This is a genomic window from Paenibacillus sp. plas6 (assembly GCF_057221655.1).
This window is the reverse complement of record NZ_CM170151.1, coordinates 1,622,253-1,646,961: the sequence shown is the minus strand read 5'-3', so window position 1 is coordinate 1,646,961 and position 24,709 is coordinate 1,622,253. Positions and strand designations below refer to the sequence as shown.

Here is a 24,709-nt window from a genome sequence, read left to right as displayed (position 1 = left end):
CTAGTAAATGAGCACGTGCTAGTGGTCAATACATATAAGAGAAGATGAGTTGATATAAAAGGGGATACAGAGATATATGATAAAGTATAATCGTTTTCGTGACATTTCGGATATAAATCAATTGGAAGCGATCGAAGATGAACTTTTGCTGCAAGTGGATGATAGTTCTAATGAAGCAGCTAAGAGAAAGTTAATCCATTTATACTTGCGCATGTGGGAGTTGCAGCCCGAAAGCGATCGCTATGAATTATCGCTCAGCAAATTGTATCTTGGGCTAGGCTGGGATTTAAAAAAGCAACGGGTGAATTATGAAGAGGCAATTAAATTCTTTAAAAAGGTGATTGAATTAAAGCGACCTATGATTGTGCCAATTGCACACTATCGACTAGCCTTCATTTATTATTATCTAAAAAAATGGGATCTAGCTATTAAAAACTTTAATGAGGCATTAAGGAATAGTAGCAGAGAACTTGATGAGAAATGGGCAAAATTAACTGACTCTCATAGGTTTAAAGCTTCTGTTCGTTTGGCATTGGCATGTAAATATAAAAGCATTGAAGTTGCAAAAGATGCAAAATTACTTTATGGAAACAGTCTAACATTTGATGAATCTAATTTATCTTATTATCAAGAGCTTGAAGGGATTTTAATCGAAGAACGATTTCCATACCTTTGTATAACTCCTTCAGGCAGTGAGAAAATTAGTGAACGAGCGTTCGAAGAATTGAAGGATCAAGTAGACACAGTTGTCCTTGATTATAGGGAATATGGACATAAATATTTATGTGTTGAAGGAGCTTGTTATCTTATTAGAAGCAGTCGTAACGCTGAAATATTAAAAAAACTGTTGCAAAGTTCAGTTCCGATTTCACAAGCAAGGCTGGAACAAGAATTGAATATTAGGCAAGTAAGTGTTTATATGAATCGGTTACGTATATTTTTAACTGAATGTGGGCTTGATCAGAATGCCATAATAACAAATAGTGGCTATAAGTGGAATCAGCCCAATACTTATTTAGTTTATCGCAGTGACGATCCTGAATATATGTTTTGATTGATGAGGATATAATATTATCAACCATACGGTTAACTTTGAGAAATCTACGTTGTAGAGTGCTCGAAGTTTTTTTGAGTGGGTTTACATCCACTCTTTTTTGTTGTCAAGTGTTGACCTTACAAGCGGTGTAACCCTGAGCTGATAAACTAAAGCCATCTTAAATCGAAAGGGAGATGGCGAGATGGAACGCTTAAAAAACACACTATTAGAATTACTAGAAATACAAGGAGCAAGCAGCTTAGAAGGGAAAGTAGCAGCTTATGTAATTAACAAGCTGGAACAATTAAATATGCAGGTGGAACAGGATGGATTTGGCAATGTATTAGCACAAAGCAAATTTGGCAATGGTGATGGACCAACTATATTGCTCTCAGCACATATGGATACGGTGGAGGAGTTTGAAGAAGATAGAAAGATTATTTGGCAAGATCAAATTATTCGCAGTTCAGCTGGTATTCTTGGAGCTGATGATCGAGCAGGGATTGCCATTATATTAGAAACATTACAGCAAGTAAGAAAAAACAATTTTCATGGAACGATTAAAGTTGCCTTTACTTGTGCGGAGGAGATCGGAAGAATTGGTTCACAGCATATTGCTTTTGAATGGCTGGATGGAATAGATACAGCAGTTGTTGCTGATCGAAGAAATCGCCGTGATATTGTAACCTCCTGTAGAATAGCTGAATTTTGTCCACCTGAGCTTGGAGCATTTTGGGAGGAGACTGCGAAGCTCATCGGCCAATCTGATTGGAAAACTTGTCAAGGTGGGATAAGTGATGCTTTAACGTATGCGGAATACGGCATACCAAGCGTTAATTTATCGTGCGGGTATCAATTTGAACATACAGAAGCTGAAGAGCTTTACTGGCCATCTGTTATTGATACTACGAATTTGATTACGGCAGGAATTCGTCGCTATTTGGGATCAAATATGTTGTAAGGTACATTCTCAACATTTAAACCTTAGGAGGGACATTAATATGGTGATGTTTTTACAGGCTGTTAAAAGTATTGGTAAAGCATTAGTTATTCGAGGATTTTCAGTTCGGATTCTGCACGATCGGATTATTTCTGTTCCAGGTGCAGCATCATACGAATGGGAGCACTTGAAGCTTGTATTGCAGCAGGCTCAAATTGATTATCGAGAGAATGAAGGCTCACTTACAATCTTGAACATACGAGATCTTGAGAGGGCAATTGAACTGATCCAATTTCATAAACAAGAGCGACTTATTCCCGAGCCGCTAGCATATGATTGGAATTGGAAAAGTTTTACGAGACGGAAATTTAGCAGAAAAAGCAGTGCTTTGGATCATACTCCTGGTGTTGCCTATTTAGTGAAAAGCTTAGGACGGGCAGGCATCCTAACAGCTTACAGCAGGGATGGACATGGTAAGGGAAGACCATATATTGAGTTTACGGGGGCATGGAACGCGATATGGTTTGAATATTTGCTAACCTATCATTTTCCGATAAACGATCTTCATTATAAATGGAAGGTAAAGCAAAAAAATCATAGAAGCTTTTACCTTACTCCGCTCCGCTCGTCAGAACAACAGCGGTGGGATATAAGAAAAATTCAAGAAGATACCGTACGCATAGGGGCGTGGCTCAGTAGCTTTGCCGAGGATATTCGCAATCTGAAGCAAAGCTGTTTCAAATATCGCAGCATGAAGCATGAGGCAGAGAAGCGGGAAGAAGATTTTGAAGCTTTAAAACAATGGATGTACGAGAAAATAAACCGAAATATGATATATACCTATGGTTATAATGATAGTGAGAAAGTTAGATAAAAGGTGAAAACTGGTATCTAAAAGGTGCCAGTTTTTTATTGTTCTAGTGGTTATAATTTATTTTTAATATAAAAATCATTAAATTTTTCAAAAAATTAATATAAGAAAATAAAATAATTAATTAAATTTTTATTTATATATTGCAATAAGTTATGAATTGTAATAGTATTAGTGAGCAACTAAAACCAAGTAATTCTATAGGAATATACAGAGTGGTTATTAGACATTAAAGATGGGGGTTAGGATTATGGCTTATTTTGCGGTCTTTGTAACAGAATTAGATAATTCGAAAAAAGAATTATATTTTGCAGATCATATGAAATATCTTGATGATTTACGAGAACAAGGAACAGTTATTGCAAACGGAAAGTTTGCTGATGGTTCACTTGGTCTAATTCTGTTTAAGGGAGAATCTCAAGCCGAAGTAGAACAACTATGTGCTCGTTCGCCATTTGCAATTCATGGTGTTCGTGAATTTGCGGTTCATGAATGGAATGCGAAATGGGGACCAGCGATATAGGTGACTACGATGACATTAGATACCTACTCCTATAATCAATTTTTACAAGCAACTCAAACGCTGGGCGGAACGAAAAATAATAATCCTGACCATGCACATCTTTCCTTTGGTTTTCCCTATAGTGAGCTGTTTCCTATTGAGGAGCTTGCTAAGGCGGCTGCCAAGGCAACTTTAGAGCAAGGAAAGCATGCATTGCATTATTATGGCGGGACAGCAATTTCGGAACTGCCAGCATGGGTTAGTCATAGATTAGAAAAAATCAACGTTCAAGCGAAGGTCGAACAAATTAAAATAACGGTTGGTGCTGCACAAGCTATTGAAGTCGTAGCAAGAATTCTTTGTAACGTTGGCGATGAAGTATGGGTTGAAAATCCTAGCTTTTTTGGAGCATTAAGAATGTTTCGCTTAGCAGGCGTTACGAAAATTACTTCGTTTGAAATTGATCAGCAAGGGATTATCATTGAGCCGTTGCGAGAAGAACTAGAGCGCAGAACAAGGGATGGTCAAGCGTTGCCTAAGCTAGTTTACATGATGTCCAACTATCAGAATCCGACAGGGGTATGCTTATCGGTAGAACGCAGACAGCAGTTGGCTGAATTAGCAAAGCAATACGGATTTTATATTATAGAAGACGATGCTTATATGGAACTCAATTTCACAGGACAATTTCTGCCGGCAATTCAAAGCTTTGCGCCACAGCATGTTATTCATATCGGCACTTTTTCGAAAATCGTCGGTCCTGGAGTGCGACTAGGTTGGGCAGTTTTGCCAACAGTGCTAATAAAGTACGTGCAGCAGTTTATGAGCGGTTCGCAAACAAATCCTTATATGCAGCAAATTGTCGCGACGTATTTTAAGAACAATGATTTTCAAGCCTATATCGATCGAGTAAATGCCTTCTATAAGAAGCAACGTGACGTTATGATTGCAGCTTTACTGGAGCAATTTGGCGATACTATTGAATATAATGTGCCGCAAGGCGGATTTTTTATGTGTGTCCGCTTCAAGCAAGAGACAGATGTTGTAGAGTTAACAAAGCTGGCTGAGCTAGAAGGGGTCAGTATCTTAAATGGAAGTGCTTTTTATGCGAAAGGTGAGGGGAGAAGTAAAATGTACCCAATAAGATGGACACTTGAAAAAGGTTATCTTATTGGGTCTTTTTTTGATTATAATGAACAAAACAACAATCGGAGCCGATGAATATGAGCAAACAATTATTTACAAGAAAACAACAGGAACAATTAAGACAAAATCCTTATGTAAAAAGAGTTAGCGAAAAAGCAATTACGTATACGGACGCATTTAAGCAGTTATTTATTCACGAGTATGAGCAAGGGAAACTCCCCTCTCAAATTTTTGAAGAAGCTGGGTTTGATGCAGAAGTGTTAGGGATGACACGTATCTGGAAGGCCTCTAGTCGTTGGCGTGCAGCTTATAAGGATAACGGAGTAGCAGGATTAGAGGATACACGTAAATATAGTTCTGGTCGTCCATTAGAGCGTGAGTTAAGCATCGAAGAGAAATATGCACGTTTAGAGGCGAAGATGAAATTAGTACAAGCAGAGAATGAACTATTAAAAAAGCTCGATCAACTAGAAAGGCAGATGATGAAAAAGAAATCCTATTAAGTACCAGTCAAAAATTTCAACTCATTCATCAGATTATTGAGAAATATCAATTAAAACGACTTGCTAGCTATCTTTGTAAACTCACAGGCGTATCACGTTCAGGTTATTATGGTTATTTCAAAGAAGAGGCAGTACGCAATCGGAGAAAACGTGAGGAAGCCGATATGAAATTGAAAGCGATCATTCTAAAAGCCTATCGTTTCCGCAATCGAAACAAAGGGGCACGTCAAATTAAAATGACGTTAGAAAATCAATATCAGATTATATTTAACTTAAAACGAATTCGTCGTATTATGAAAAAATTTTCAATCATATGTCCGATTCGAAAGGCTAATCCATATCGAAGAATGGCGAAAGCAACAAAGGAACATCGAACATGTCCAAACCTGCTACAACGTCATTTTAAGCAAGGGGTAGCAGGAAAAGTATTATTAACGGACATTACCTATTTAACGTACAAATACGGAAAACGTGCCTATTTGTCTACCATAAAAGATGCTGTAACAAATGAAATTTTAGCCTATGAAGTATCCGATAAAATCACTTTAGATATTGCAATCAACACGCTCCAAAAACTGAAGTTAAAACATCGTCATTTAACCAAAGATGCTTTTATTCATTCCGATCAAGGTATGCACTATACGCATCCTAAATTTCAAAAGTTGGTAAAGAAAATGAAGTTAGGTCAATCGATGTCACGTAGAGGGAATTGTTGGGATAATGCCCCACAAGAATCCTTCTTTGGACATCTCAAAGATGAAACAAGGATTAGTCATTGTGAAACGTTAGACGAGGTTAAACAAGAAATTAAGGACTATATGATCTATTACAATTACTATCGTGGTCAGTGGAATTTAAAAAAGCTGCCGCCTGCAAAATACAGACAGCAGCTAGAACAAGTCGTCTAACCTTTTAATAATTGTCCTTTACAGAGGGTACATTTTAAAGCACGATTCGACTTTGCTTCACCTATTGCGATGAACAAAAGATAAAGCTGGGAATTGAACGATTGCATAAGGCGTATATGAAGCTCAATGCTTAACAGGTTAACAAGCAACATGAAGCATTTAGTGTGCATGTAACTTTTTAACTAATCTCCTCATGTGCAACCAATAATTAAAACCTAGTAAACAGATTAGAATGAATGGTTTGGGTGGTGTTAGTATGAGTCAATATATAGCACATGAATACGGGATTGTTCAAGTTCGGATTCCGATGGGACCGACATTTTGGATGAACAGCTATTTAATTCCTGATGGAGATGGTTATTCTGTCATTGATCCAGGGATGTATACAGAAGAGGTTGTCCAGCTTTGGCAGGATGTAAGTCAACGTTTAGGTTTTCAATTAAAGCAAATCAAGAAAATCATCGTTACGCATCATCATCCAGATCACTACGGCTTATCTGGCTGGATGCAGCAGCAATCAGGAGCGCCAGTTTATCTTTCGAAAGTAGCTGATCAGCAAGTAAAGGCATTATGGGGTGGTCAGCGACCGTTAATGTCATATTTCTTAGAAACTTACCAGAAAAATGGCCTTCCAACTGAACTTTATGAGCAACTGAAAGAGCAATTAACAGATAATTTGCTGCAAGTGCTGCCGCATGCAAGCACGACCATACTGGAAGCTGGAGACTTTATCCAGCTTGGTGAACTAAAGTTGCAAGCCATTCATACACCAGGACATGCTGCTGGACATCTTAGCTTCTATAGCAAGGAGCAGGAGCTAATTTTTGTAGGGGACACTGTGATGCCAGATAGTTTGCCGGATACTTGTTATGTGGCAGATGAATATGATGCTGATCCAATACGCAGCTATATCGAAACGCTTGATAACTTAAAGCAATATAAAGTGAAAAAGGCGTTTCCTGGTCACCATCAGCCATTTCAGCATTTCAGTGAACGATTAATGCAATTGGAGCAATTAAATAAAGTGCGTCAGGATAGTATCGTTAATCAATTTACAACTGATGAGTGGAAAACAGCTTACGAGCATATTTCGGAGTATTTGAACCAATAGAGGCGTTAATTCAAAAAAGATTCCATTATACAGAAACGTTATCCAGAGTACGTCACGCTTTAGCTGAAGGATTGCTAGAGCAAAGAGAAGTTTCTGAAGTATTCATATATCGAAAACTAGCTTAGATTGACACATTGGAGGATAAACTTATGGCAAATCAACGTAAAAGACAACTGAAACTGGGTGCTCGAGTTTTTGGTATCGGACATTATCGTACATCATGGCGTCATCCAAATGTTCCATCAGACGGAAATATTAATTTTGCAGAGCATGTGCGTCAAGTTCAAGAAGCGGAAGCTGCAAAATTTGACTTCGTTTTCTTCTCTGACCGCCTGTATTTTGATGAGTACAGCGCTCCTAAGTCTACTAATCAGTTTGAGCCGCTAACGTTGCTTTCAGCTTTAGCAGCAGTGACAAAAAATATTGGTCTTGTCGGTACATTATCGACTTCTTACAGCGAACCATTTAACGTAGCTCGTCAATTTATGTCACTAGATAAAATTAGCGGCGGCCGTGCCGGTTGGAATGTTGTTTCTACGGCGCAACCAGGTGCATCGCTAAACTTTAGCAGAGATGCTCACTACGGACATGCTGAACGTTATCAACGTAATAAAGAACATCTTAATGTAGTAAAAGGGTTATGGGATACATGGGAAGATGACGCGTTTATTTACGATAAAGAAAACAATGTTTTCTACGACAAAAATAAACTTCACACATTAAATCACCAAGGGGAGTTTTTCAAAGTTCGTGGTCCATTGAACATTAATCGTTCAGAGCAAGGTCAACCAGTTATATTCCAAGCAGGTCAATCTGAAGCGGGGAAAAACTTCGCTGCTGAGCAAGCAGAAGGGGTATATACGATTCCGATTACTTACGAAGAAGCACATACTTTCTACGACGATCTGAAGGCGCGTGTAGTAAAAGCAGGCCGTGACGAAGATGATTTGTTAATTTTTGCAGGGTTACATCCGTTTATTGGACGTACGCAAGAGGAAGCACAAGCGAAGTGCGATGAGGTATTATCCTACATTACTTATGAGGAAGCTTTAACTGAAATTAAACTGTTCTTCCATAATGTAGATTTGTTCAAATACGATCCAGACGCTCCTTTCCCTGATCTTGAGGATGAAGGAAATGAAGAATACAGCTATATGGCTAATCGCATAAAAAAGGCTGCAAAAGAAAAAGGGTTAACACGGAACTGACCCCATAAAGTGAGACAAAATCAAAACACCTTTAAGAAATGTAAATCATGTCGTAAGATATGAATACAACTTGGAGGTGTTTTTGTTTTGAGAACTAGAGTGAGTTATCCAATCGAAATTAAGATGAAAGCTATTGAAATGAGATTACAAGGAATACCTATGAAAGTGGTACTAGATGAATTGAATATACGCAACGACTCACAAGTTGAGACATGGATGAAGTGGTATCGTAACGGTGAATTACATCGCTTGGAACAGCCTGTTGGTAAACAATATTCGTATGGAAAAGGAGCGGAATATGCTTCTGAAGTAGAAAAATTACAAGCCGAAATTAGATTTCTTCAACAACAACTAGAGGTGCTAAAAAAGTTCAAGGCGTGGGAAAGGAGGTGGACAAAGAAGTAGCTATCTCATTTATCAACGAACATCCTGAGTTATCGGTTAGGCTGGTTTGTGAAACCTTAAACATATCGAGAGCAACCTATTATCGATGGAAAAAGCGTCCCATCTGTAAAAAAGACGATGAACTTGTTGCACTCATTCGTGAGTATTGCATCTCTCATAAATTTAGATTAGGTTATCGAAAGATCACAGCACTCGTCAATCGCACCAAACGTGTGAACCATAAAGTGGTACAGCGGATCATGCAACAGTATGGCTTACAATGTCGTGTAAAGCCAAAGAAACGTCACCGTATAGGACAACCAGCTCAAGTGGCAGAGCATATATTAAAACGAGATTTCAAGGCGAAATCTCCTTTGCAAAAACTTGTAACGGACATTACTTACTTGCCCTTTGGTGGTCAAATGTTGTATCTTTCCAGTATTCAGGATTTGTATAACGGGGAGATTCTAGCCTACACGCTTAGTCATCGACAAGATGTACACTGCGTGCTAGATACGTTAGAACAACTACCAGCTCTTCCGCCTGGCTGCCTATTACACAGCGATCAAGGATCTGTCTATACGTCTGCAGCATATCAGGAGGCTGTTAAACGAAGAGGCATGATCATGAGTATGTCCCGTAAAGGTACACCCGCTGATAATGCCCCCATCGAATCGTTTCACGCAACCCTAAAGTGTGAAACATTCTATCTTGACCATTTAACCTGTACTACGACCGCCATCGTAGAGCAGACAGTCAGAGATTACATTGATTATTATAACAAGTTTCGCATTCAAGCGAAACTAAGAAACCAGTCCCCGATCGAGTATCGAGAACTGGCTTCTTAGAAGGTGTTTTGATCCCTGTCTCAAAAACGGGGGTCAGTTCCGGCTTGCGCTTGTTACGCTCTCTTCTGTGGTGGCACCTTTTTCTCCTAATTATAGCTGGTTAATTGTATTTCGGATTATACAAGCATTAGGCAGCTCAGCGTTGTATCCTGCGGGGATGGGCATCATACGCGGTCATATTAGTGTCAATCAAGCGAAAGCGCTTGGGACGATTGCGATCTTTTCCAGCAGTACATCTGCCTTTGGTCCGTCATTAGGAGGCTTTTTACTGCATTATGGCGATTGGCCAGTAATCTTTTTATGCAATTTGCCATTTGTTATCGCCTCGTTTGTCTTAGCGATTAAAATTTTTCCTAAGGATGCGCATGTGCCAAAGGTTCAGCAAAAGTTGCTTAGTATGGATTGGTTAGGAGTTGTTTTATTTTCAGGCACGATTTTAATGTGGCTGCTCTTTTTGCTTGAAGTAGCGGACTCATTTAACCTAGTTAAGCTAATAATCGCTATAATGTTAACAATTATTTTGTATTACTATGAGCTGCGTCATCGCAATCCGTTCATTGATGTTGCATTTTTGAAACGAAATATGAATGTGACGTTGATTTATGTTCAATTTATTTTAACGAATATCGTTTTTTATTCCATTATGTTTGGCTTTCCTAATTATATGCAAACCGTGAAGGGAATGGATGCTCAGACGACAGGCTTTGTCATGCTGGCGATTGCTGGTACAAGCGTTATTTTTATGCCTTTGCTTAGCAGATTAATCGAAACATATGGGACGAGACCAATTTTATTTAGCGGTAAAGTGCTAATCACAATCGGCAGTTTGTGTATGCTGTTTATTGATGTAAATCTATCATTAATTATTCTATTAGCTATCCTGTGCTTACTAGGCATCGCCAATGCGTGTAACAATCTTGGTATGCAGGTTGCCTTATATAATAATGTAAGTAAAGAAGAAACAGGACTAGCTTCTGGTTTATTTATGACATCACGATTTATCGGTACAATTTTGTCTACCAGCATATTAAATATGTTATATGGAGCACAAATTACAACAGCAAGCTTTCATAGCATGGCGATTGTATGTGCTGGATTTGGGATTGTAATGTTTCTATTAACGTTTAAGATGGATAGACGTTAGGAGAATTCTGGAGATGCTTCACTGACTTTTTTATTTCGATTTTCTAGAGTCTCTATAGGTTGGAAATGAACTCTAGAAACTTACTGCATTAGATAAACAAACGATTAAATAAGAAGTTCACCTTTCTTATACTCATTCGGGCTAACTCCAATTTCTTGCTTGAACAGCTTGGAGAAGTAGGAGTAGTTTGAATAACCGACCTTTCTGGCAATGCTGCAGCTTGAAAGATCTGTCGTTTCAAGTAGATGCTTTGCTGCATTAATTCTAGCTTTAATAATATAGTTTCCTAGTGAAACACCGGTTTCTTTTTTGAACAAACGCGCTAAGTAATCAGGATTCAAGAAAATAACTTCCGCTAAGCTGTTTCGTGTCAATTCATCACCGATATGCTCATGGATATATTGCTTAATTTGCTCAACGACAGAAGTGGATTGCTTAGTGAATTCACGATACTCCATAGCAGTGCGAACGAGATATGTAATGTAATCCTCCATATTTTCAATCGATTGCAACGATAGCGAGAAAAGATGCTCATATGTTTTTCCTGAATAGAGCCTGTGCGTTAATATTTCTTTCGACTTCAAAAAAGAATAGATTAGCTGTGTAATATCTAGCCGCAGCAAGCTTAAAATTTGCTTATCTAAATACTTGCCTCTGCTGACATAACTGTGCAAATAATTTTGGATTTCTTGAATAAATTTCTCTGGTTTATTTTGATATAATAATCCCTCCAACTCAGTAAGATTCGGAGGAGAATATTCGATTTTCACATCTTTTTGATATTGATCAAGAAAGAAAATTTGATTACGTGTTTGCGCAAACTGCTCATTTTTTTGAATTAATTGCTTTATTGCTGGAGGCAACTTTTCTAATGTGACAGGAACTCCCATTATACAGTTAGCCTCTGCCTTAAGGTATGGAATTGACTTGGCAATAAGAGAGTGACATAGCTGTTCAATATACGATTGCTGCGGTGGATTTGGAAAGCGTAAAATAGAAATCCAACTGTAATCCTTATATTCCATCACGATTTCTAGAGAGAATAATTCACTTTGAAAGATTTCTTGAAACACGTTTTCAAAGGCAAAATCGAATATGCCTTTGTCCGTAATTCCTATACTATTATGATATGGGTAGAGGTTAATTAATAATGCATGGAAGTGTTCATCAAGTTGATAAGGAAGTTGATGCTCCTCGATAGCATGCATAAGATCATTTTGCTTCATCGGGAAGCTTTGACTTTGCAAGATTAGCTTGCGCCAAAAATGTTGAATGACCTTAAGTTGATTTCTTTTCCATAGATCACCCTCTTGTTTTGCTAGTTTAGTTAGTTCATTTTGTTTTACTTTAGCAATCGCTTTTTTAATAATAAGCATTAGCTTATCGAATTCGATCGGTTTAAGAAAATATTCAAAGCTTTGCAGTTCAATCGCTTTTTGTGCGTAATTAAAATCAGCGTAATTTGTTAAGATAATGCTTTGAATATCAAGCCCTTGATCACGTATCCACGCTAACAACTCCAGTCCACTGCCCTGTGGCATATCAATATCTGATACTAAAATATGAATCGGATGGTTCATAATAATTTCTCGAGCTTGAGTTATATTTTCAGATGTAAACACACTCTCAATTTGTAGTGAATCCCAATCCATTCTTGTCCGTAATGCTTTTAAAACAAAATAGTCATCATCAACTAATAAGATGTTCATGGATTTTCCTCCTGTCTAGCTGGAAGCAATAATTCAACACGGGCTCCGCTATCGTCCAAATTCGAGAAGAGGATGTTCGCTTGCTTCCATATAAATATTCAAGACGTTGGATAGTGTTCGTAATGCCTATATGCTTCCCATCAGTTTGATCAAGCGGTTCTTTATTTTGCAGCTTGGACAACACGTCATTCGGGAATCCTGGTCCTGTATCTGTAATTTGAATGTAGGTCATAAGCTGCTCATCAACGATCATTTGCTTAACTTTGATATGAATATCAATTTTTTGATTATGCGACACTGCGTATTTCATTGTATTTTCGATAAAGGTTTGCAACACAAGCGGTGGAACAGGTGTATTTTCAGCTTTTGGATCTAGCTTGATATAATAATTGAACGCATGATGATAACGTTGCTTTTGAATATCCATATAAATGCGAGTATGCTCCAGCTCATCCTTTAATTTTACAAAGTTCGTATCGCTTTGAAAGATATAACGAAAATAATTAGATATTGCCAACGTCATTTTTTGAATTTCTTCATACATATGCATTTGCGACATACTGTAAATAGTCGTTAAGCAGTTCAGAAAGAAATGAGGCTGAATTTGTAACTTCATATGCCGAATTTGCATCTCTTGTCTTTCGAGTTCACGCTCATACATTTCAATTTTGATTTCACGAAGCTGCTTAATCAAATGTTGAAATTGTGTATTGGCACGCTCTAGTTCAATGATTTTGCTGTTTTCCATTGTCAGCGGTTCACCAGTGCTCGCTAATACACTTAAGTTTTTCGAAAAGTTTTTAATCGGTAAAAGTACCTTTTTCATAAAATCAAGCATGATAAAGCTTAGAAAACATGCGATTAAAATAGCTAAGAAAACAACCAACAGTTGGGCAATCATAATTTTTTCAAATGCTGCAAATTGAATAACTAGTTGGACATGAAAAGTTGCGTTAGAAAATTCACGATTAACAAATGTACCAAGTTGCATCAACTTAAGCAATTTAGGCTGTTCAGGGATAGGATTGGTTATACTTTCATTGTCATTACTAATAAGCATAATGTAGCCTTCTTTGCCCAAGTTCAATTCTTTCAGCGGGGCAATTAAGTTATCTGCTGAAATTAACGCTATCATAAAGCTATCATAATAAGGAACAATGTTAATAATGTAAGAGGTATTGCTTAGCTTAATTGTGGACCAATTAAGTGTATAGTGGTCATAAAAGGAGCTCTGTGTTACCATTTCAGCAATATAATTACGAAGCGCTTCAACTTCAGGAAAACTAAGGCTCATCGGAGCAAAATTAGAAAAGAAACCGCTATCTTTTAAATATATAAAAAAGTTATAATCTGCACCTAGGCTGCGTTTTAATTCGGCATAGCGTTTATATAGGTTGCGATTAGACTTGATAAACTCAGCATTGTTCGGAGTTAATTTGTTCATCGTTTTAAGATCTTCATCATTCGCAAGAGTCCAGCCCATAAATTGAGTTAAATATGAAAAGTTATTGTTAATGCGATCAATGTACAAATCTGCTGTATTCCGCAAATATTGTGCAGATTGTTGTTGAACAAGTACGATCGACATAAAGCTAATGATCAAATCCAAAACTAATACAACCAACGATATTAAAAGAAGACGCTTTACATAATGCTTAATTGAGAGTACTTTCCCTTCCTTTATATTCTTCAAAGTAATCCCCTCAATACATATTTAATCAATGTGCAATAAATATATCCACTATTATAAATGGTTTTACTTGAAAAAGTACGGTGAAATGACACCAATTCAAAAGAAGTCCGTTCTGTGACATTAAATGTCCGAATCGTGACCTAATTTCAGTATTTTAGTTACGAAAAATGCTTCTCTTAAGTCCGAATTGTAGGCTGAAGTGGTCCAGTATGTTCATTCTTCCTAACCTATAATAAAGTTACAAATTCCATATAGGCGCGCGTTTAGGAAGGAGGAAGGTATTTGAGTCAATATGCAGTAAAACTAAAGGCCTCGTTAACACAGATTAAACGGAACTGGGGATTGTATCTATTATTGACTCCCGCTGTCGTGTTGTTATTGCTATTTACGTATAAGCCGATGTATGGCATACTGATTGCTTTTAAGGACTACAATCCTTCGCTTGGGATTACTGGAAGCCCTTGGGCGGGATTTAAGTATTTTGAAAAGTTTTTTAATTCTTATCAGTTTGAAGTTACGCTGAAAAATACGATTTTAATCAGTCTTTACAGTTTCGCAACTTTTCCGATACCGATAATATTCGCATTATTGGTTAATCAGCTGCGGCAAAACAGATACAGAAAATTTTTTCAAACAGTAACATATATGCCGCATTTTATATCTGTCGTTGTTTTGGTTGGATTAATGATGATTTTGTTATCGCCAAGCAGCGGATTAATCGGAAATATTTATCGATTGTTTGGAGCTGAGGCTCCAAACTTAATGGGCTCAGCCCGCTTATTTAGCAGCCTATATGTGTGGTCTGATGTTTGGCAACATACCGGCTGGGATAGCATTATTTATTTGGCTGCATTATCTACGATTAATCCGAATCTCTATGAGGCAGCGAAAGTAGATGGAGCAAGCAGATGGCAGATGATAAAAATGATTGATATTCCGATGCTTATTCCAACTGCTGTAACATTGCTAATTTTACGAATTGGCGGATTATTAGGAGTTGGCTTTGAAAAAGTATACCTTATGCAAAATAATCTAAATATTTCAGGAAGCGAAGTGATTTCAACCTATGTTTATAAGATAGGCTTGTTAAGTGCCCAATATAGCTTTTCATCCGCTATTAATCTATTTAATACGGTTGTTAATTTAATTTTACTCGTTACCTTTAATCAGATATCTAAAAAGTACAGCGAAAACAGCATTTGGTAAAGGAGAGGTAGAGAGAAGATGGCACATGCAGTAATAATGCAACAGGTCAGAAGAAAAAAAATAACGTTAGGAGAGCTATTTTTATACGGCTGGAGTGCTATCGTGCTATTAATTACATTGTATCCGCTGTATTTTATCGTAATTGCCTCGTTCAGCGATCCTTATGCAGTCGGTAATGGGCAAGTTTGGTTTTGGCCCAAAGGATTTACTTTGGATGGATACAAAGAACTGTTCAATCAGCCCAAAATTTGGATAGGCTATCGAAATACGATTGCTTACACAATTGTTGGCACAGCAATTGGCTTGTTCGTAAATCTATCAGCAGCCTATGCCCTGTCACGAAAAGATCTTTTTGGCAGAAAACTCATTACACTATTCTTTATTTTTACGATGTTTTTTAATGGCGGTCTTATTCCTACCTTTTTAACGATTCGAGATTTTGGTTTGTATGATACGTTTTTAGTAATGGTGTTGCCATTTGCCGTAGGCGTATTTGATATTATTGTAGCTCGCACATTTTTTACGAATAGTATTCCTGGAGATTTGTGGGAAGCAGCGCAAATGGACGGTTGCGGAAATCTGCGTTATTTTTTTCAAATTGTGCTGCCGTTGTCCAAGGCAATTATTTCAGTACTTGCGCTATGGATTGCGGTCGGACATTGGAATTCTTACTTTAATGCTTTAATCTACATTAAAAACCAAGACCTTTATCCATTGCAGTTAGTGTTACGCAATATATTGATTACTAATCAAATGCAGTCCGATATGGGAACGGGTGAAGCTGCACAGATTGCACTTCGTTTAGCAAACATGCTTAGATATTCAGTCATTATCGTTGCTACTGTTCCAATTATGTGTATCTATCCCTTTGTACAAAAGCACTTTAATCAGGGGGTGATGATTGGCGCGGTGAAATCATAAGCAATTGATTTGCTACACAAAGCAATAAAATTTAATAGCTATTAAGGGGGAATTGATAAATGAAAAAAATATTGCTGTCACTTACGTTAATTGCAATGACAGGTTCATTATTAGCAGGTTGCAGTGGAAATAACGAGAAGCAAGATAACGTTAATCCTAGTGATGAAATCCAGTTTAATAAGGAAGAATTACCGATAGTAAATGAACCGATTACCCTTGATGTGCTTACAGTACGTTGGGGGAGTATGGGGGAGAGTTTTACAAAAAATACATGGCTGCAAGAGCTTGAGAAAAGAACAAACGTTAAAATCAACTGGCAAGTGATGTCTTCAAACGATTGGGGTGAGCAAAAATCTGTTATGCTCGCAAGCGGCAAACTGCCAGATGTCATTATTGGCAACATCACATTTGATAGCTCAGACATTATTAATAATATTAGCTATTTTAGACCGCTTGATGACTATATTGATGAATATATGCCGAACTTAAAGGCAGCTATGGAAGAAACGCCAATGTTGAAAAAGATTAGCACATTTCCAGACGGTAAAATTTATTCACTTCCAGCGCGATTACCTGCACGTCCGAAGTCAGCCAATCAGCCAGTTATTAATAAAACATGGCTTGATAATTTAAATCTTGATGTACCGACGACAATCGATGAGTTGTATACGGTATTGAAGGCATTTAAGGAACAAGATCCTAACCGCAACGGAAAAAATGATGAGCTTCCAATAAGTAGCTCTGGCGATATTGATCTTAATATGTTAGCAATATTTGGAATTACAGATTTACGAGGCAACAATATGATGATTAAGGACGGCAAACTTGTATATTATCCAATTTCTGATGAATATAAAGAAGCCATCAAGTGGATGCACAAGTTGTATGCAGAAGGAATCATTGATTCTGAATCATTTACACAAGATGATACTATGCTTAGTGCAAAGCGTCAAAATCCTGACGTGCCGTTAATTGGTTTTACTTATCAATGGACACCTGATGCAGTGTTTGGTCAATGGAGTAATCAATATATATCGATTCCTGCCATTAAAGGACCAGATGGAAAAGGGTATACAACTGGGGAACCTGAAGGTTTAAGCTTCCGTCGTAATGAAGTGTTGATTACTACTTTTAATAAATATCCTGAAATTACAGCCCGTTGGTTAGATGAGTTCTATACGTCTGAGGCGAGTATTCAAAACTTCTGGGGAGCAATCGGCACTTCCATTGAAAAGAACGATGACGGAACATATTCATTAATGGCGCCTCCTGAGGGAACAAGTGCAGATGCTTGGTATTGGGATAACTCCTTGCGTGATTTTGGTCCAAAATATGTAAGTCCAAGCTTTGAAGAAAAAATTAAGCTCGATCCAGCTACAGGAGACGGCCTTAAACAAGAGCTAGATAAGTTAGGAGAAAAAGATGTTACCATTCCATACCCAGATGTGATGCATACAACGGAAGAGTATCAAGAATTGCCAACCTTAACTACTGATATTAACAGTTATATTTCCAGCACTCGTGCACAATGGGTAACAAGCGGCGATATTGACAGCGGCTGGGAAGCATATATTAAACAGCTTAACGATATGGGGCTGCCACGACTTATTGAAATCTATGAAAATGCCTATGAGCGTTATATGAATGTAGAGTAATTAAGGTTAAATCGATTTGCGGTTACGACTATTTCGTTAGTCTTAACCGCAATTTTTTTATATAACATAATTCTAATGTTTTTGTTGTTAAATGTTATTTTACAAGGGAATGCTAGGTTCAGTAGATGAAGGGTAATGAGTTAACGCTTATATTAAACATGAGTTGCAGTTGCTAGTTTACTCCAAACTTCAAAAAAAAGTTTAACTATATATTTATCATTTAAAATTAACATTTTATGTTTTAGTTATCTAAAATGTTGTAAAATAGAGCTAATTGTAAGCAATATCCTGTGAAAGAACGGTGAAGATGATGAGTCTGGCTGCTGCCGTTGCCCCACTGTTAACCCATTTTGTTCCCATAGTATATTTTGTTTACATGCTGTTGGATATGTTGTTGCGCAGTCGCAAGAGAACAGATCATTTGTTAGTAAGCGGCATTATTGCCTGTTGCTTGTCGTTATTCCTTGAAGAATTTGTTAGGCAATATCTTCCGATAGAATATAGTCCAATGATAACGGCTGTTTGGTTCAGTGTCTCAGGAATTACAATTGTTGGGTTCGGATTGCATTTTTTTATTAAGCTAACGAATACTGAGCACAAATTTCCGAAATACGTCTATCCTTATCTTTTCTATCTGCCTACCTTGTTAGTGCTGGTAAATCCCTTCATCAATGATCAAATGGTATCAGGTAGCAGCTTTTATCAAGCTGGTATATGGAAAATACCGGTCTATAATGCTGAATATTATATTGCAATGATCGGAAGCAATGTATTTAATTTAATCTTTATATTTATCTTGTGGCGAGCAATCGTTAAGACGGCTCAAAAAGAACTTCGCTCCATTTACAAACAATTAATCTATGGTATTATTGTCACTATGTTTTTTAACCTCACGATTGGCATCATCGATTTCAAAGGCTATTTGCCACCTTACCCCTATATCTATGGAACGTTATTATGGTGTATATTTTTACGTCATACGATGAAAAAATATGAGTTTTTAAATCATCAGGAAATTCACTTTGAAAAGTTGTTTAATATGAGTCCTGCTGCTATTATTCTTGCAGATCTTGAAGGCAATGTACGAGAGGCTAATCCAGCAGCAAGAAAATTGTTCGAAATGATGAATATTAAACATAATCTAATTACGGATTGGTTGCAAGGTGAGCTTTTACATCGCATTCAAAACAATATGGAAATTCATGATGTCGCAAAGTCGATACGTAGCGGGGAAAATCAGTTCGAGCTGCTAATTGATGGTGATTATGTTTCTGTTGAATATAAACCGCATTTGATTTTAATTATTCGTGATGTGACAGCACAAATGGCTAACCAGCGCGAACTCGTATTTATGGCTTATCATGATATGCTTACGAAGTTACCTAACCGTAAGCAATTTTTTGAAAAGCTGAACAGGGCATTGAGCGAAGCTAGAGATACTGGACAGCGCTTAGCGGTTATGCTATTTGATCTTGATAGATTTAAGGATATTAATGACAAATACGGACATTTAGTTGGCGATAAGGCTTTAATCAGTCTTTCTGAATCTATTCGAGCCATTCTTACAGAGGACAATTTTGCGGCTCGTTTGGGTGGGGATGAGTTTATTATCTTTTTCCGATCTGCCTCTGAGGAACAGGTTATAGCAAAAATCAATCAGCTAAAGGAGCAATTAGCTGACAATCCATTAACGATAGGTGAGGAAAGTCAACCGCTTCAAATTAGCATTGGCATAAGCTTCTATCCAGAACATGGATACGATAGTGATACGCTGCTTAACAATGCGGATAAGGCGTTATATCATGTCAAACGAAGCGGTCGCAATCATTATTCATTCGCATCAACTGTGAAATAATTGTTACTATAATACATACTTTGCTGCTTATACTATTCTGCTTAGGATGGTGTTTTACTGAAATTATGAAAAGAATGATAACCTTACTCAATTTGGTTAATTGATAAATGGGAGAGGTGTTATTATGGGGAAAATGAATGAATGGGAAAATGCCGAGCCTGGTGTAAGACGTAAAATATTTGAACCCGGACAGTCGATTATGATGATGGAGGTGCATTTTGAGCAGGATGCAGTCGGTTATTTGCACGCTCATCCACATGAGCAATTTTCCTATTGCTTAGAAGGTGAGTTAGAATTTACAGTGGGCAACGAAACAAAGGTAATAAAGCAAGGGGAAACTATCTATATTCCAAGTGGAGTAGAGCATGGCTGTCGTGCATTAAAGCCAAGCAAACTGCTCGACACCTTTACACCTTTACGTCTTGATTTATTATCGTAGTAGCCTCTAGATAAGGAAGCAATGTAGAATAAAAAGCTGCATCATAAGAATAAGTGAATGATGCAGCTTTATTTTTGACTAACTATTGGCTATCTAATTTAATGAGGCACTATTCACATTTTAATAGTTTAGAAATTCGCATTAATGTTAATCTTCTGCGCACATATGGACTTAAAGCAAGTGTTAATTGTTTTAAGTCTTTAGGCAAATGGATTTGCTCCATAGAAGTAATGCAACCTGCAGCATCTAGCTTATTTTTCATTTCACTGCTGGAAGGAAGTTTTCTTAGCTCTTCTGCGATAGATGGCAGTCGTTGCTCTAAAATAGATAAATCAATCTCTTTTAGCAGGCTTTCACCATTTTCCTTAATAATATCCTCATACAGTTGCTTATCTTTAATATTCTCCTGCAAAAGCCCCATTTCCAGCTCAACATGATTTGTTATTGTATAGCTTTTCTGCTCAATGGCATGAAGAATTTTTTCATATTTTTCTAATACAAGAATGAGCCCGACAGATACTTTTTCTCCATGCAAGGCATCGACTGGTTCATTAATAATGCTCATTTCCCATAAATGAGAGATATGATGCTCTGCTCCAGAGGCTGGTCTTGAATTTCCGATCATTTGCATGGCAAGTCCAGAAAGAAGCAGGGCATACATTAGCTTTTCTGAACTTTCAGGCTTACCTTGCTTTAATTCATGCAGCACAGCATCAACCTCTTGTAATGCTTCTATTTCAAGATTATAAATAACTGGACAAAAGTATTCATTCGTAACTAGATGAGAGATTTTCCAATCGACTAGCGCTGTATATTTTGCCATTAAATCTGAGATACCGGAAGCGGTTAGACGGTATGGTGCATGAGCAAAAATGTCTGTATCTGCGACGACATAGGTTGGAGAAGTGCCAGGCATCGTTGTTTTCATTCCATTCCATGTCATTGCACTTACAGTAGAAACAAATCCATCAACGCTTGCTGCAGTAGGAACTGAGATAAATGGAAGCTGTTTCTCATTAGCGACATATCTTGTCAGATCATGAATGGTGCCTGCCCCTACGGCAATAAGCAGGTCAGTTTCTACTGGTAATTGCTCATGTATGACTTGCACATAGTGATTATCTGCATGAATATCATCACCAGTAATCTCAATCACGTTATGTTTAGCAAATAAATGCTGTAGTTTATCGTAAGCAGCTTTTTTAGTATTGGTGTCACAAATGAATACAGGAAACTGATAAGGGGCTAGCAGTTCATTAAGATATTGACTTGCGTTTGACTCTAGGTAAATACCTTTAACCGTAAGATTATGTTCTTTACCACAGGAACAATGACCAACAAAACGCTGCAAATCGATATTCATTTTAGCATCTCCTTTTCTAATAGCTCAGCAATATTACTAATGGCATAAGTATAGCTCTCTGGCTTACCGAAGCCGTAGCTGGCATAGACAAATGGAATATTAGCAACGAGGGTTGCCTCATAATCGCCTTGCGTATCACCAACATAAATCGGATCGGATAGCTTATTTCGTTCGATGACTAGCTTAATATTTTCTCCTTTACTCAAACCTGTATCACCGAAACATTCAAAATCGGTGATGTAATGTGTAATTCCTGTCTTCTCCATAAACAGTTCAATGTAACCAGACTGACAGTTGCTCACAATACAAACGGTCGTTTTTTGACTAAGCTGCTTAATCGTTTCGACGACATTAGGGTACAAGCAATCTATTTTGCTTGCCATTAAATCATCGTGTTCATACTGACAACATTTTTCTAGTAATTGCAGTCGTTCTTGCTCATTAGCATCTGCAAACAAACGGTTAGCGATAACATCCATCGGCTTGCCAAATTCTCGTTTTAGCAAGTCGGCAGTAATGACAGCGGATGTTGTGCCTAGCTCAGTAATCGCTCTATTCCATGAATGCGCCACGATTTCTGTCGTATCCCATAACGTTCCATCAACATCGAAAATAATGCTTCTCATCGCTTGCCCAGCCTTCTTTCGTATCATTATTTAATTATTTAATTATTTACAAGTATATTAACGTTAGATTGGATATGCGGTCAATATTTGGACAAATAATATAAGATAACCAACATTTATAAAATAAAAACACCTCTATTGCTAGAAGCTTTAATCTAACAATAGAGGTGGAGTACTTACTCATTTACTTAGAACTATAATTATATTGTAATCTGCCGTTTGAGTTAGCTGCGACTTGGTAGTTAATTTAACATCATATATATTATATTCTTAAATTTAGGAGGTTTTTATTTCTATCATAAGATAAGTATAATTACTCATAATCGTTAATTTGGCATTTATATTTATTTCTTAAATAAGTACTTATTTATCATAATAATCCTCTAATAGTTTTAGTACAGATTTTACTGCTTGTTTTGTTATATCAACACTTGCAGATGTCTTGGCATTTTGGGTAACGGTAAAAATTAAATTTCGATACGTATAGGTTGCCATATCGGTACTTTCCAATAATTCGGGATCTGCTCCGTCAAATCCAGTGGTAGATTCCCAGGACACAAGATTTTTTCCCATATCTACTTCTGTATAAGAGAAGCGAACATAAAGCTGTACCGTTTGATCGTTATTTTCAAAAATAAAGAGCTGCTGAGTAGGATTTAAATCGTTAATTTCACCGCTAACTGTTAACGTATCTTTTTTGTCAAATGTATATTCTTTTTCAATTAAAAAAATTGTTTTAATTGGCTGAATTAAGTTGAAATCTTCAATCTCAATGTGTTGTTCAAAGTTTTCCATTAATTTTGTGAAATCATTATAGCTCGGTACGTTATTGCTGTCTGGTTGATTAGTCGCTGTTACTTGAGGTTCATTTACTTGTAGAGTAGTTGTCTGAGGAGATTGGACACTAGCTTCCTTCGTACATCCTGCTAAAAAAGATTGGACGATTAAACAGGTCATTAAAATTAACATTCTGAATTTCATAAACATATCTCCTAAATTATTATTTCTTTTACAATATAAGTTAATACATTATATTAATGTATGCAACTGCTTTTGACCAATAAAAAATTATAATCAAGGTATTTTGTGATTTATGATTTGTGTTTTATTTGAGGGTATGCTATACTGACTATATTGATATAGCGAACTAAGTAATTTGCACTTGTCTGTGGGTTATTTTATTCATACCCCACTTATGGGTGCAAATTTTTTTATTTCTCTAAGGATATATATTTTTTTATTAAAGGTGGTTTTCGTAATGGAAACAGGTACAGTTAAATGGTTCAACAGTGAAAAAGGCTTCGGTTTTATTGAGGTTGAAGGCGGCAATGACGTATTCGTACACTTTAGTGCAATCGTTGGTGATGGCTACAAATCTTTAGAAGAAGGCCAACGCGTTGAATTCAACGTTGTTCAAGGTAATCGCGGTCCTCAAGCTGAGAACGTAGTTAAGCTTTAAGATAAATTAACTTAAAAGCTAAATTGCCCCGAATGAAGAAATTCGTTCGGGGCAATTTTTTATTGGTAATCTGTTTACATAAGTTATTTTTTAGTCCGGTTTCTTATTGCTGCTATTGATTATTTATTTTTTGCGGTTTTAAGTTTTTCCAAGTAGAGCCGCCATCATTTGTTACAAAGAGATCATGTATATTGCCGTCACTGGCGATCAACCAGCCCATTTTAGGCGCAATAAATTGGAATCCAATAATTTTTACATAATTTTGACCTAGGGAAGCTATATTAAAGATAGTATCCCAATTTGAACCGTCAGTCGTTTGTAAAATGGTCTTACCATCTACGGATAACCATCCGTTGTGTGCATCAATACTGCTGTAAATCGGTTCAATAAAGGAGTCTTTTTCAACATAAGTAACAAAAGATGGCTTCCAAGATATGCCCCCATCCTCAGTTACAGAGAGGTAAACATCGACACCAGATTCAAGTAAGTTTGTATATAAAATAAACTGACCATTCATCCCGTAAAATATAGGCAGGGTGGTACCGAATGAAAGGATTTCCTTGTCGCTCTCCAAGGGGAGGAATAGCTGCTCCCAGCTTTCGCCGCTATTTTGAGTGACAAATACATACGGTTTGTTCGTAATATCTTGCACGCTCAACCAGCCTTTTTCAGCATTGATAAACGTGCCAAATGTTTTATTTCCATTATCAGATAGGGATTGATCTAAGGTAATCTCCTTCCAAGTTTCTCCTCCATTAGTTGTATGATAAAGGACCATTTTTGAAAATCCTAAACCTGCAAAGCGTGTTTGCGCTAACCATCCGTCAGTCGGTGAGATAAAGAATAGAGAAAAATCATTTAGACCTTCTTCAACTGGGATTGTAGACTCTGTCCAATGTACCCCTCTATCTACCGTTTTGTATAGATAGATGAACGTGTCTTGATGCACGGCTAGCCAAGCTATATTTACATCGAATACATATTTTTTGAAGTTGGATATATTTCGCTGCTGCAAAATTGATGGTGTTACATCATGCCAGCTTTTGCCTCCGTCACTTGTAACAACAATTTCATGATTGCCAAAGGCCCATCCATATTTGCTATTCATCATCTTAATGGAATATTGAAAATCTTCTAAGTTTGAATAAGAGAGTGATTCATTTGATGGTGTACTAACGCTGC

General features: G+C 37.1%; 22 protein-coding genes. 16 read left to right on the top strand and 6 right to left on the bottom strand.

Translation table 11 applies throughout. The annotated features are described in order from the left end of the window. Window positions 1-76: 76 nt before the first annotated feature. From AC2TDL_RS07285 to AC2TDL_RS07240, 10 genes are all read left to right on the top strand, one after another. The gene (locus AC2TDL_RS07285; protein ID WP_484699764.1) at window positions 77-1,054 is read left to right on the top strand and encodes a tetratricopeptide repeat protein; all 978 of its coding nucleotides are present in this window, start codon (window positions 77-79) and stop codon (window positions 1,052-1,054) included. 184 nt (window positions 1,055-1,238) lie between these two features. Continuing rightward, a complete protein-coding gene (locus AC2TDL_RS07280; protein WP_484699761.1) occupies window positions 1,239-1,997 on the top strand; it encodes a M20/M25/M40 family metallo-hydrolase in 759 nt (252 codons plus the stop codon). Window positions 1,998-2,037: 40 nt separating this feature from the next. Continuing rightward, the gene (locus tag AC2TDL_RS07275) at window positions 2,038-2,850 is read left to right on the top strand and encodes a hypothetical protein (protein WP_484699759.1); all 813 of its coding nucleotides are present in this window, start codon (window positions 2,038-2,040) and stop codon (window positions 2,848-2,850) included. 247 nt (window positions 2,851-3,097) lie between these two features. Continuing rightward, a complete protein-coding gene (locus tag AC2TDL_RS07270) occupies window positions 3,098-3,370 on the top strand; it encodes a YciI family protein (RefSeq protein ID WP_484699755.1) in 273 nt (90 codons plus the stop codon). A gap of 9 nt (window positions 3,371-3,379) precedes the next feature. Further along, entirely contained in the window at window positions 3,380-4,570 is a 1,191-nt protein-coding gene (locus AC2TDL_RS07265) for an aminotransferase-like domain-containing protein (protein ID WP_484699751.1), read from the top strand. A gap of 2 nt (window positions 4,571-4,572) precedes the next feature. Beyond that, window positions 4,573-5,906 (top strand): IS3 family transposase gene (locus AC2TDL_RS07260; protein WP_484696053.1). Its coding sequence is split into 2 segments (ribosomal slippage): window positions 4,573-4,957 and window positions 4,957-5,906, totalling 1,335 coding nucleotides; the frame shifts between segments, so codons are not numbered across the junction. A 256-nt stretch (window positions 5,907-6,162) separates the two neighbouring features. Then, window positions 6,163-7,017, top strand: a complete 855-nt coding sequence (locus AC2TDL_RS07255; protein ID WP_484699749.1) for an MBL fold metallo-hydrolase — start codon at window positions 6,163-6,165, stop codon at window positions 7,015-7,017. Window positions 7,018-7,166: 149 nt separating this feature from the next. Then, window positions 7,167-8,225: an NtaA/DmoA family FMN-dependent monooxygenase gene (locus AC2TDL_RS07250; RefSeq protein WP_484699744.1), complete on the top strand. Its 1,059-nt coding sequence runs from the start codon at window positions 7,167-7,169 to the stop codon at window positions 8,223-8,225. Window positions 8,226-8,312: 87 nt separating this feature from the next. Beyond that, window positions 8,313-9,457 (top strand): IS3 family transposase gene (locus tag AC2TDL_RS07245; protein ID WP_484696278.1). Its coding sequence is split into 2 segments (ribosomal slippage): window positions 8,313-8,586 and window positions 8,586-9,457, totalling 1,146 coding nucleotides; the frame shifts between segments, so codons are not numbered across the junction. Further along, on the top strand, window positions 9,438-10,601 hold the full coding sequence (locus AC2TDL_RS07240; protein ID WP_484701096.1) for an MFS transporter: 1,164 nt from the start codon (window positions 9,438-9,440) through the stop codon (window positions 10,599-10,601). Before AC2TDL_RS07245 ends, AC2TDL_RS07240 begins: the two co-directional genes overlap by 20 nt. Window positions 10,602-10,705: 104 nt before the next feature. On the opposite strand, the gene AC2TDL_RS07235 is transcribed toward AC2TDL_RS07240, so the two are convergent. Then, window positions 10,706-12,310: a response regulator gene (locus AC2TDL_RS07235; RefSeq protein WP_484699740.1), complete on the bottom strand. Its 1,605-nt coding sequence runs from the start codon at window positions 12,308-12,310 to the stop codon at window positions 10,706-10,708. Beyond that, window positions 12,291-14,003, bottom strand: a complete 1,713-nt coding sequence (locus AC2TDL_RS07230; RefSeq protein ID WP_484699738.1) for a sensor histidine kinase — start codon at window positions 14,001-14,003, stop codon at window positions 12,291-12,293. The genes AC2TDL_RS07235 and AC2TDL_RS07230 overlap by 20 nt, the downstream gene beginning before the upstream one ends. A gap of 282 nt (window positions 14,004-14,285) precedes the next feature. On the opposite strand from AC2TDL_RS07230, the gene AC2TDL_RS07225 reads away from it, so the two are divergent. The 5 genes from AC2TDL_RS07225 to AC2TDL_RS07205 all read left to right on the top strand — a co-directional run bounded on the left by AC2TDL_RS07225 (window position 14,286) and on the right by AC2TDL_RS07205 (window position 20,079). After that, the gene (locus AC2TDL_RS07225; protein ID WP_484699736.1) at window positions 14,286-15,209 is read left to right on the top strand and encodes an ABC transporter permease; all 924 of its coding nucleotides are present in this window, start codon (window positions 14,286-14,288) and stop codon (window positions 15,207-15,209) included. An 18-nt stretch (window positions 15,210-15,227) separates the two neighbouring features. Further along, window positions 15,228-16,130, top strand: a complete 903-nt coding sequence (locus AC2TDL_RS07220) for a carbohydrate ABC transporter permease (protein WP_484699733.1) — start codon at window positions 15,228-15,230, stop codon at window positions 16,128-16,130. A 59-nt stretch (window positions 16,131-16,189) separates the two neighbouring features. Continuing rightward, window positions 16,190-17,785, top strand: coding sequence for an extracellular solute-binding protein (locus tag AC2TDL_RS07215; protein WP_484699728.1), 1,596 nt, complete (start codon window positions 16,190-16,192; stop codon window positions 17,783-17,785). Window positions 17,786-18,179: 394 nt separating this feature from the next. Then, window positions 18,180-19,640: a GGDEF domain-containing protein gene (locus AC2TDL_RS07210; RefSeq protein ID WP_484699723.1), complete on the top strand. Its 1,461-nt coding sequence runs from the start codon at window positions 18,180-18,182 to the stop codon at window positions 19,638-19,640. A 124-nt stretch (window positions 19,641-19,764) separates the two neighbouring features. Further along, entirely contained in the window at window positions 19,765-20,079 is a 315-nt protein-coding gene (locus tag AC2TDL_RS07205; RefSeq protein WP_484699720.1) for a cupin domain-containing protein, read from the top strand. Between the two features lie 109 nt (window positions 20,080-20,188). Here AC2TDL_RS07205 and AC2TDL_RS07200 read toward each other — a convergent pair whose 3' ends face one another. The 3 genes from AC2TDL_RS07200 to AC2TDL_RS07190 form a co-directional block, all read right to left on the bottom strand. Beyond that, window positions 20,189-21,442, bottom strand: coding sequence for a sn-glycerol-1-phosphate dehydrogenase (locus AC2TDL_RS07200; RefSeq protein WP_484699718.1), 1,254 nt, complete (start codon window positions 21,440-21,442; stop codon window positions 20,189-20,191). Then, on the bottom strand, window positions 21,439-22,095 hold the full coding sequence (locus tag AC2TDL_RS07195; RefSeq protein ID WP_484699715.1) for an HAD family hydrolase: 657 nt from the start codon (window positions 22,093-22,095) through the stop codon (window positions 21,439-21,441). Before AC2TDL_RS07195 ends, AC2TDL_RS07200 begins: the two co-directional genes overlap by 4 nt. A 336-nt stretch (window positions 22,096-22,431) precedes the next feature. After that, window positions 22,432-23,049 carry a hypothetical protein gene (locus AC2TDL_RS07190; protein WP_484699712.1) on the bottom strand — a complete coding sequence of 206 codons (618 nt, stop codon included), beginning with the start codon at window positions 23,047-23,049 and terminating at the stop codon, window positions 22,432-22,434. Window positions 23,050-23,326: 277 nt separating this feature from the next. Between AC2TDL_RS07190 and cspD the strand changes: the two genes are divergently transcribed. Next, on the top strand, window positions 23,327-23,527 hold the full coding sequence (gene cspD / locus AC2TDL_RS07185) for a cold-shock protein CspD (protein ID WP_484699710.1): 201 nt from the start codon (window positions 23,327-23,329) through the stop codon (window positions 23,525-23,527). 112 nt (window positions 23,528-23,639) lie between these two features. On the opposite strand, the gene AC2TDL_RS07180 is transcribed toward cspD, so the two are convergent. Beyond that, the gene (locus tag AC2TDL_RS07180) at window positions 23,640-24,638 is read right to left on the bottom strand and encodes a WD40/YVTN/BNR-like repeat-containing protein (protein ID WP_484699707.1); all 999 of its coding nucleotides are present in this window, start codon (window positions 24,636-24,638) and stop codon (window positions 23,640-23,642) included. Between the last annotated feature and the right edge of the window lie 71 nt (window positions 24,639-24,709).

Bases quoted from the DNA above. Each gene is read 5' to 3' on its own strand.
- AC2TDL_RS07285 (WP_484699764.1), top strand. From the start codon at position 77: ATGATAAAGTATAATCGTTTTCGTGACATTTCGGATATAAATCAATTG.
- AC2TDL_RS07280 (WP_484699761.1), top strand. From the start codon at position 1,239: ATGGAACGCTTAAAAAACACACTATTAGAATTACTAGAAATACAAGGA.
- AC2TDL_RS07275 (WP_484699759.1), top strand. From the start codon at position 2,038: ATGGTGATGTTTTTACAGGCTGTTAAAAGTATTGGTAAAGCATTAGTT.
- AC2TDL_RS07270 (WP_484699755.1), top strand. From the start codon at position 3,098: ATGGCTTATTTTGCGGTCTTTGTAACAGAATTAGATAATTCGAAAAAA.
- AC2TDL_RS07265 (WP_484699751.1), top strand. From the start codon at position 3,380: ATGACATTAGATACCTACTCCTATAATCAATTTTTACAAGCAACTCAA.
- AC2TDL_RS07255 (WP_484699749.1), top strand. From the start codon at position 6,163: ATGAGTCAATATATAGCACATGAATACGGGATTGTTCAAGTTCGGATT.
- AC2TDL_RS07250 (WP_484699744.1), top strand. From the start codon at position 7,167: ATGGCAAATCAACGTAAAAGACAACTGAAACTGGGTGCTCGAGTTTTT.
- AC2TDL_RS07235 (WP_484699740.1), bottom strand. From the start codon at position 12,310: ATGAACATCTTATTAGTTGATGATGACTATTTTGTTTTAAAAGCATTA.
- AC2TDL_RS07220 (WP_484699733.1), top strand. From the start codon at position 15,228: ATGGCACATGCAGTAATAATGCAACAGGTCAGAAGAAAAAAAATAACG.
- AC2TDL_RS07215 (WP_484699728.1), top strand. From the start codon at position 16,190: ATGAAAAAAATATTGCTGTCACTTACGTTAATTGCAATGACAGGTTCA.
- AC2TDL_RS07205 (WP_484699720.1), top strand. From the start codon at position 19,765: ATGGGGAAAATGAATGAATGGGAAAATGCCGAGCCTGGTGTAAGACGT.
- AC2TDL_RS07200 (WP_484699718.1), bottom strand. From the start codon at position 21,442: ATGAATATCGATTTGCAGCGTTTTGTTGGTCATTGTTCCTGTGGTAAA.
- AC2TDL_RS07195 (WP_484699715.1), bottom strand. From the start codon at position 22,095: ATGATACGAAAGAAGGCTGGGCAAGCGATGAGAAGCATTATTTTCGAT.
- AC2TDL_RS07190 (WP_484699712.1), bottom strand. From the start codon at position 23,049: ATGAAATTCAGAATGTTAATTTTAATGACCTGTTTAATCGTCCAATCT.
- cspD (WP_484699710.1), top strand. From the start codon at position 23,327: ATGGAAACAGGTACAGTTAAATGGTTCAACAGTGAAAAAGGCTTCGGT.
- AC2TDL_RS07180 (WP_484699707.1), bottom strand. From the start codon at position 24,638: ATGATGAATAGCAAATATGGATGGGCCTTTGGCAATCATGAAATTGTT.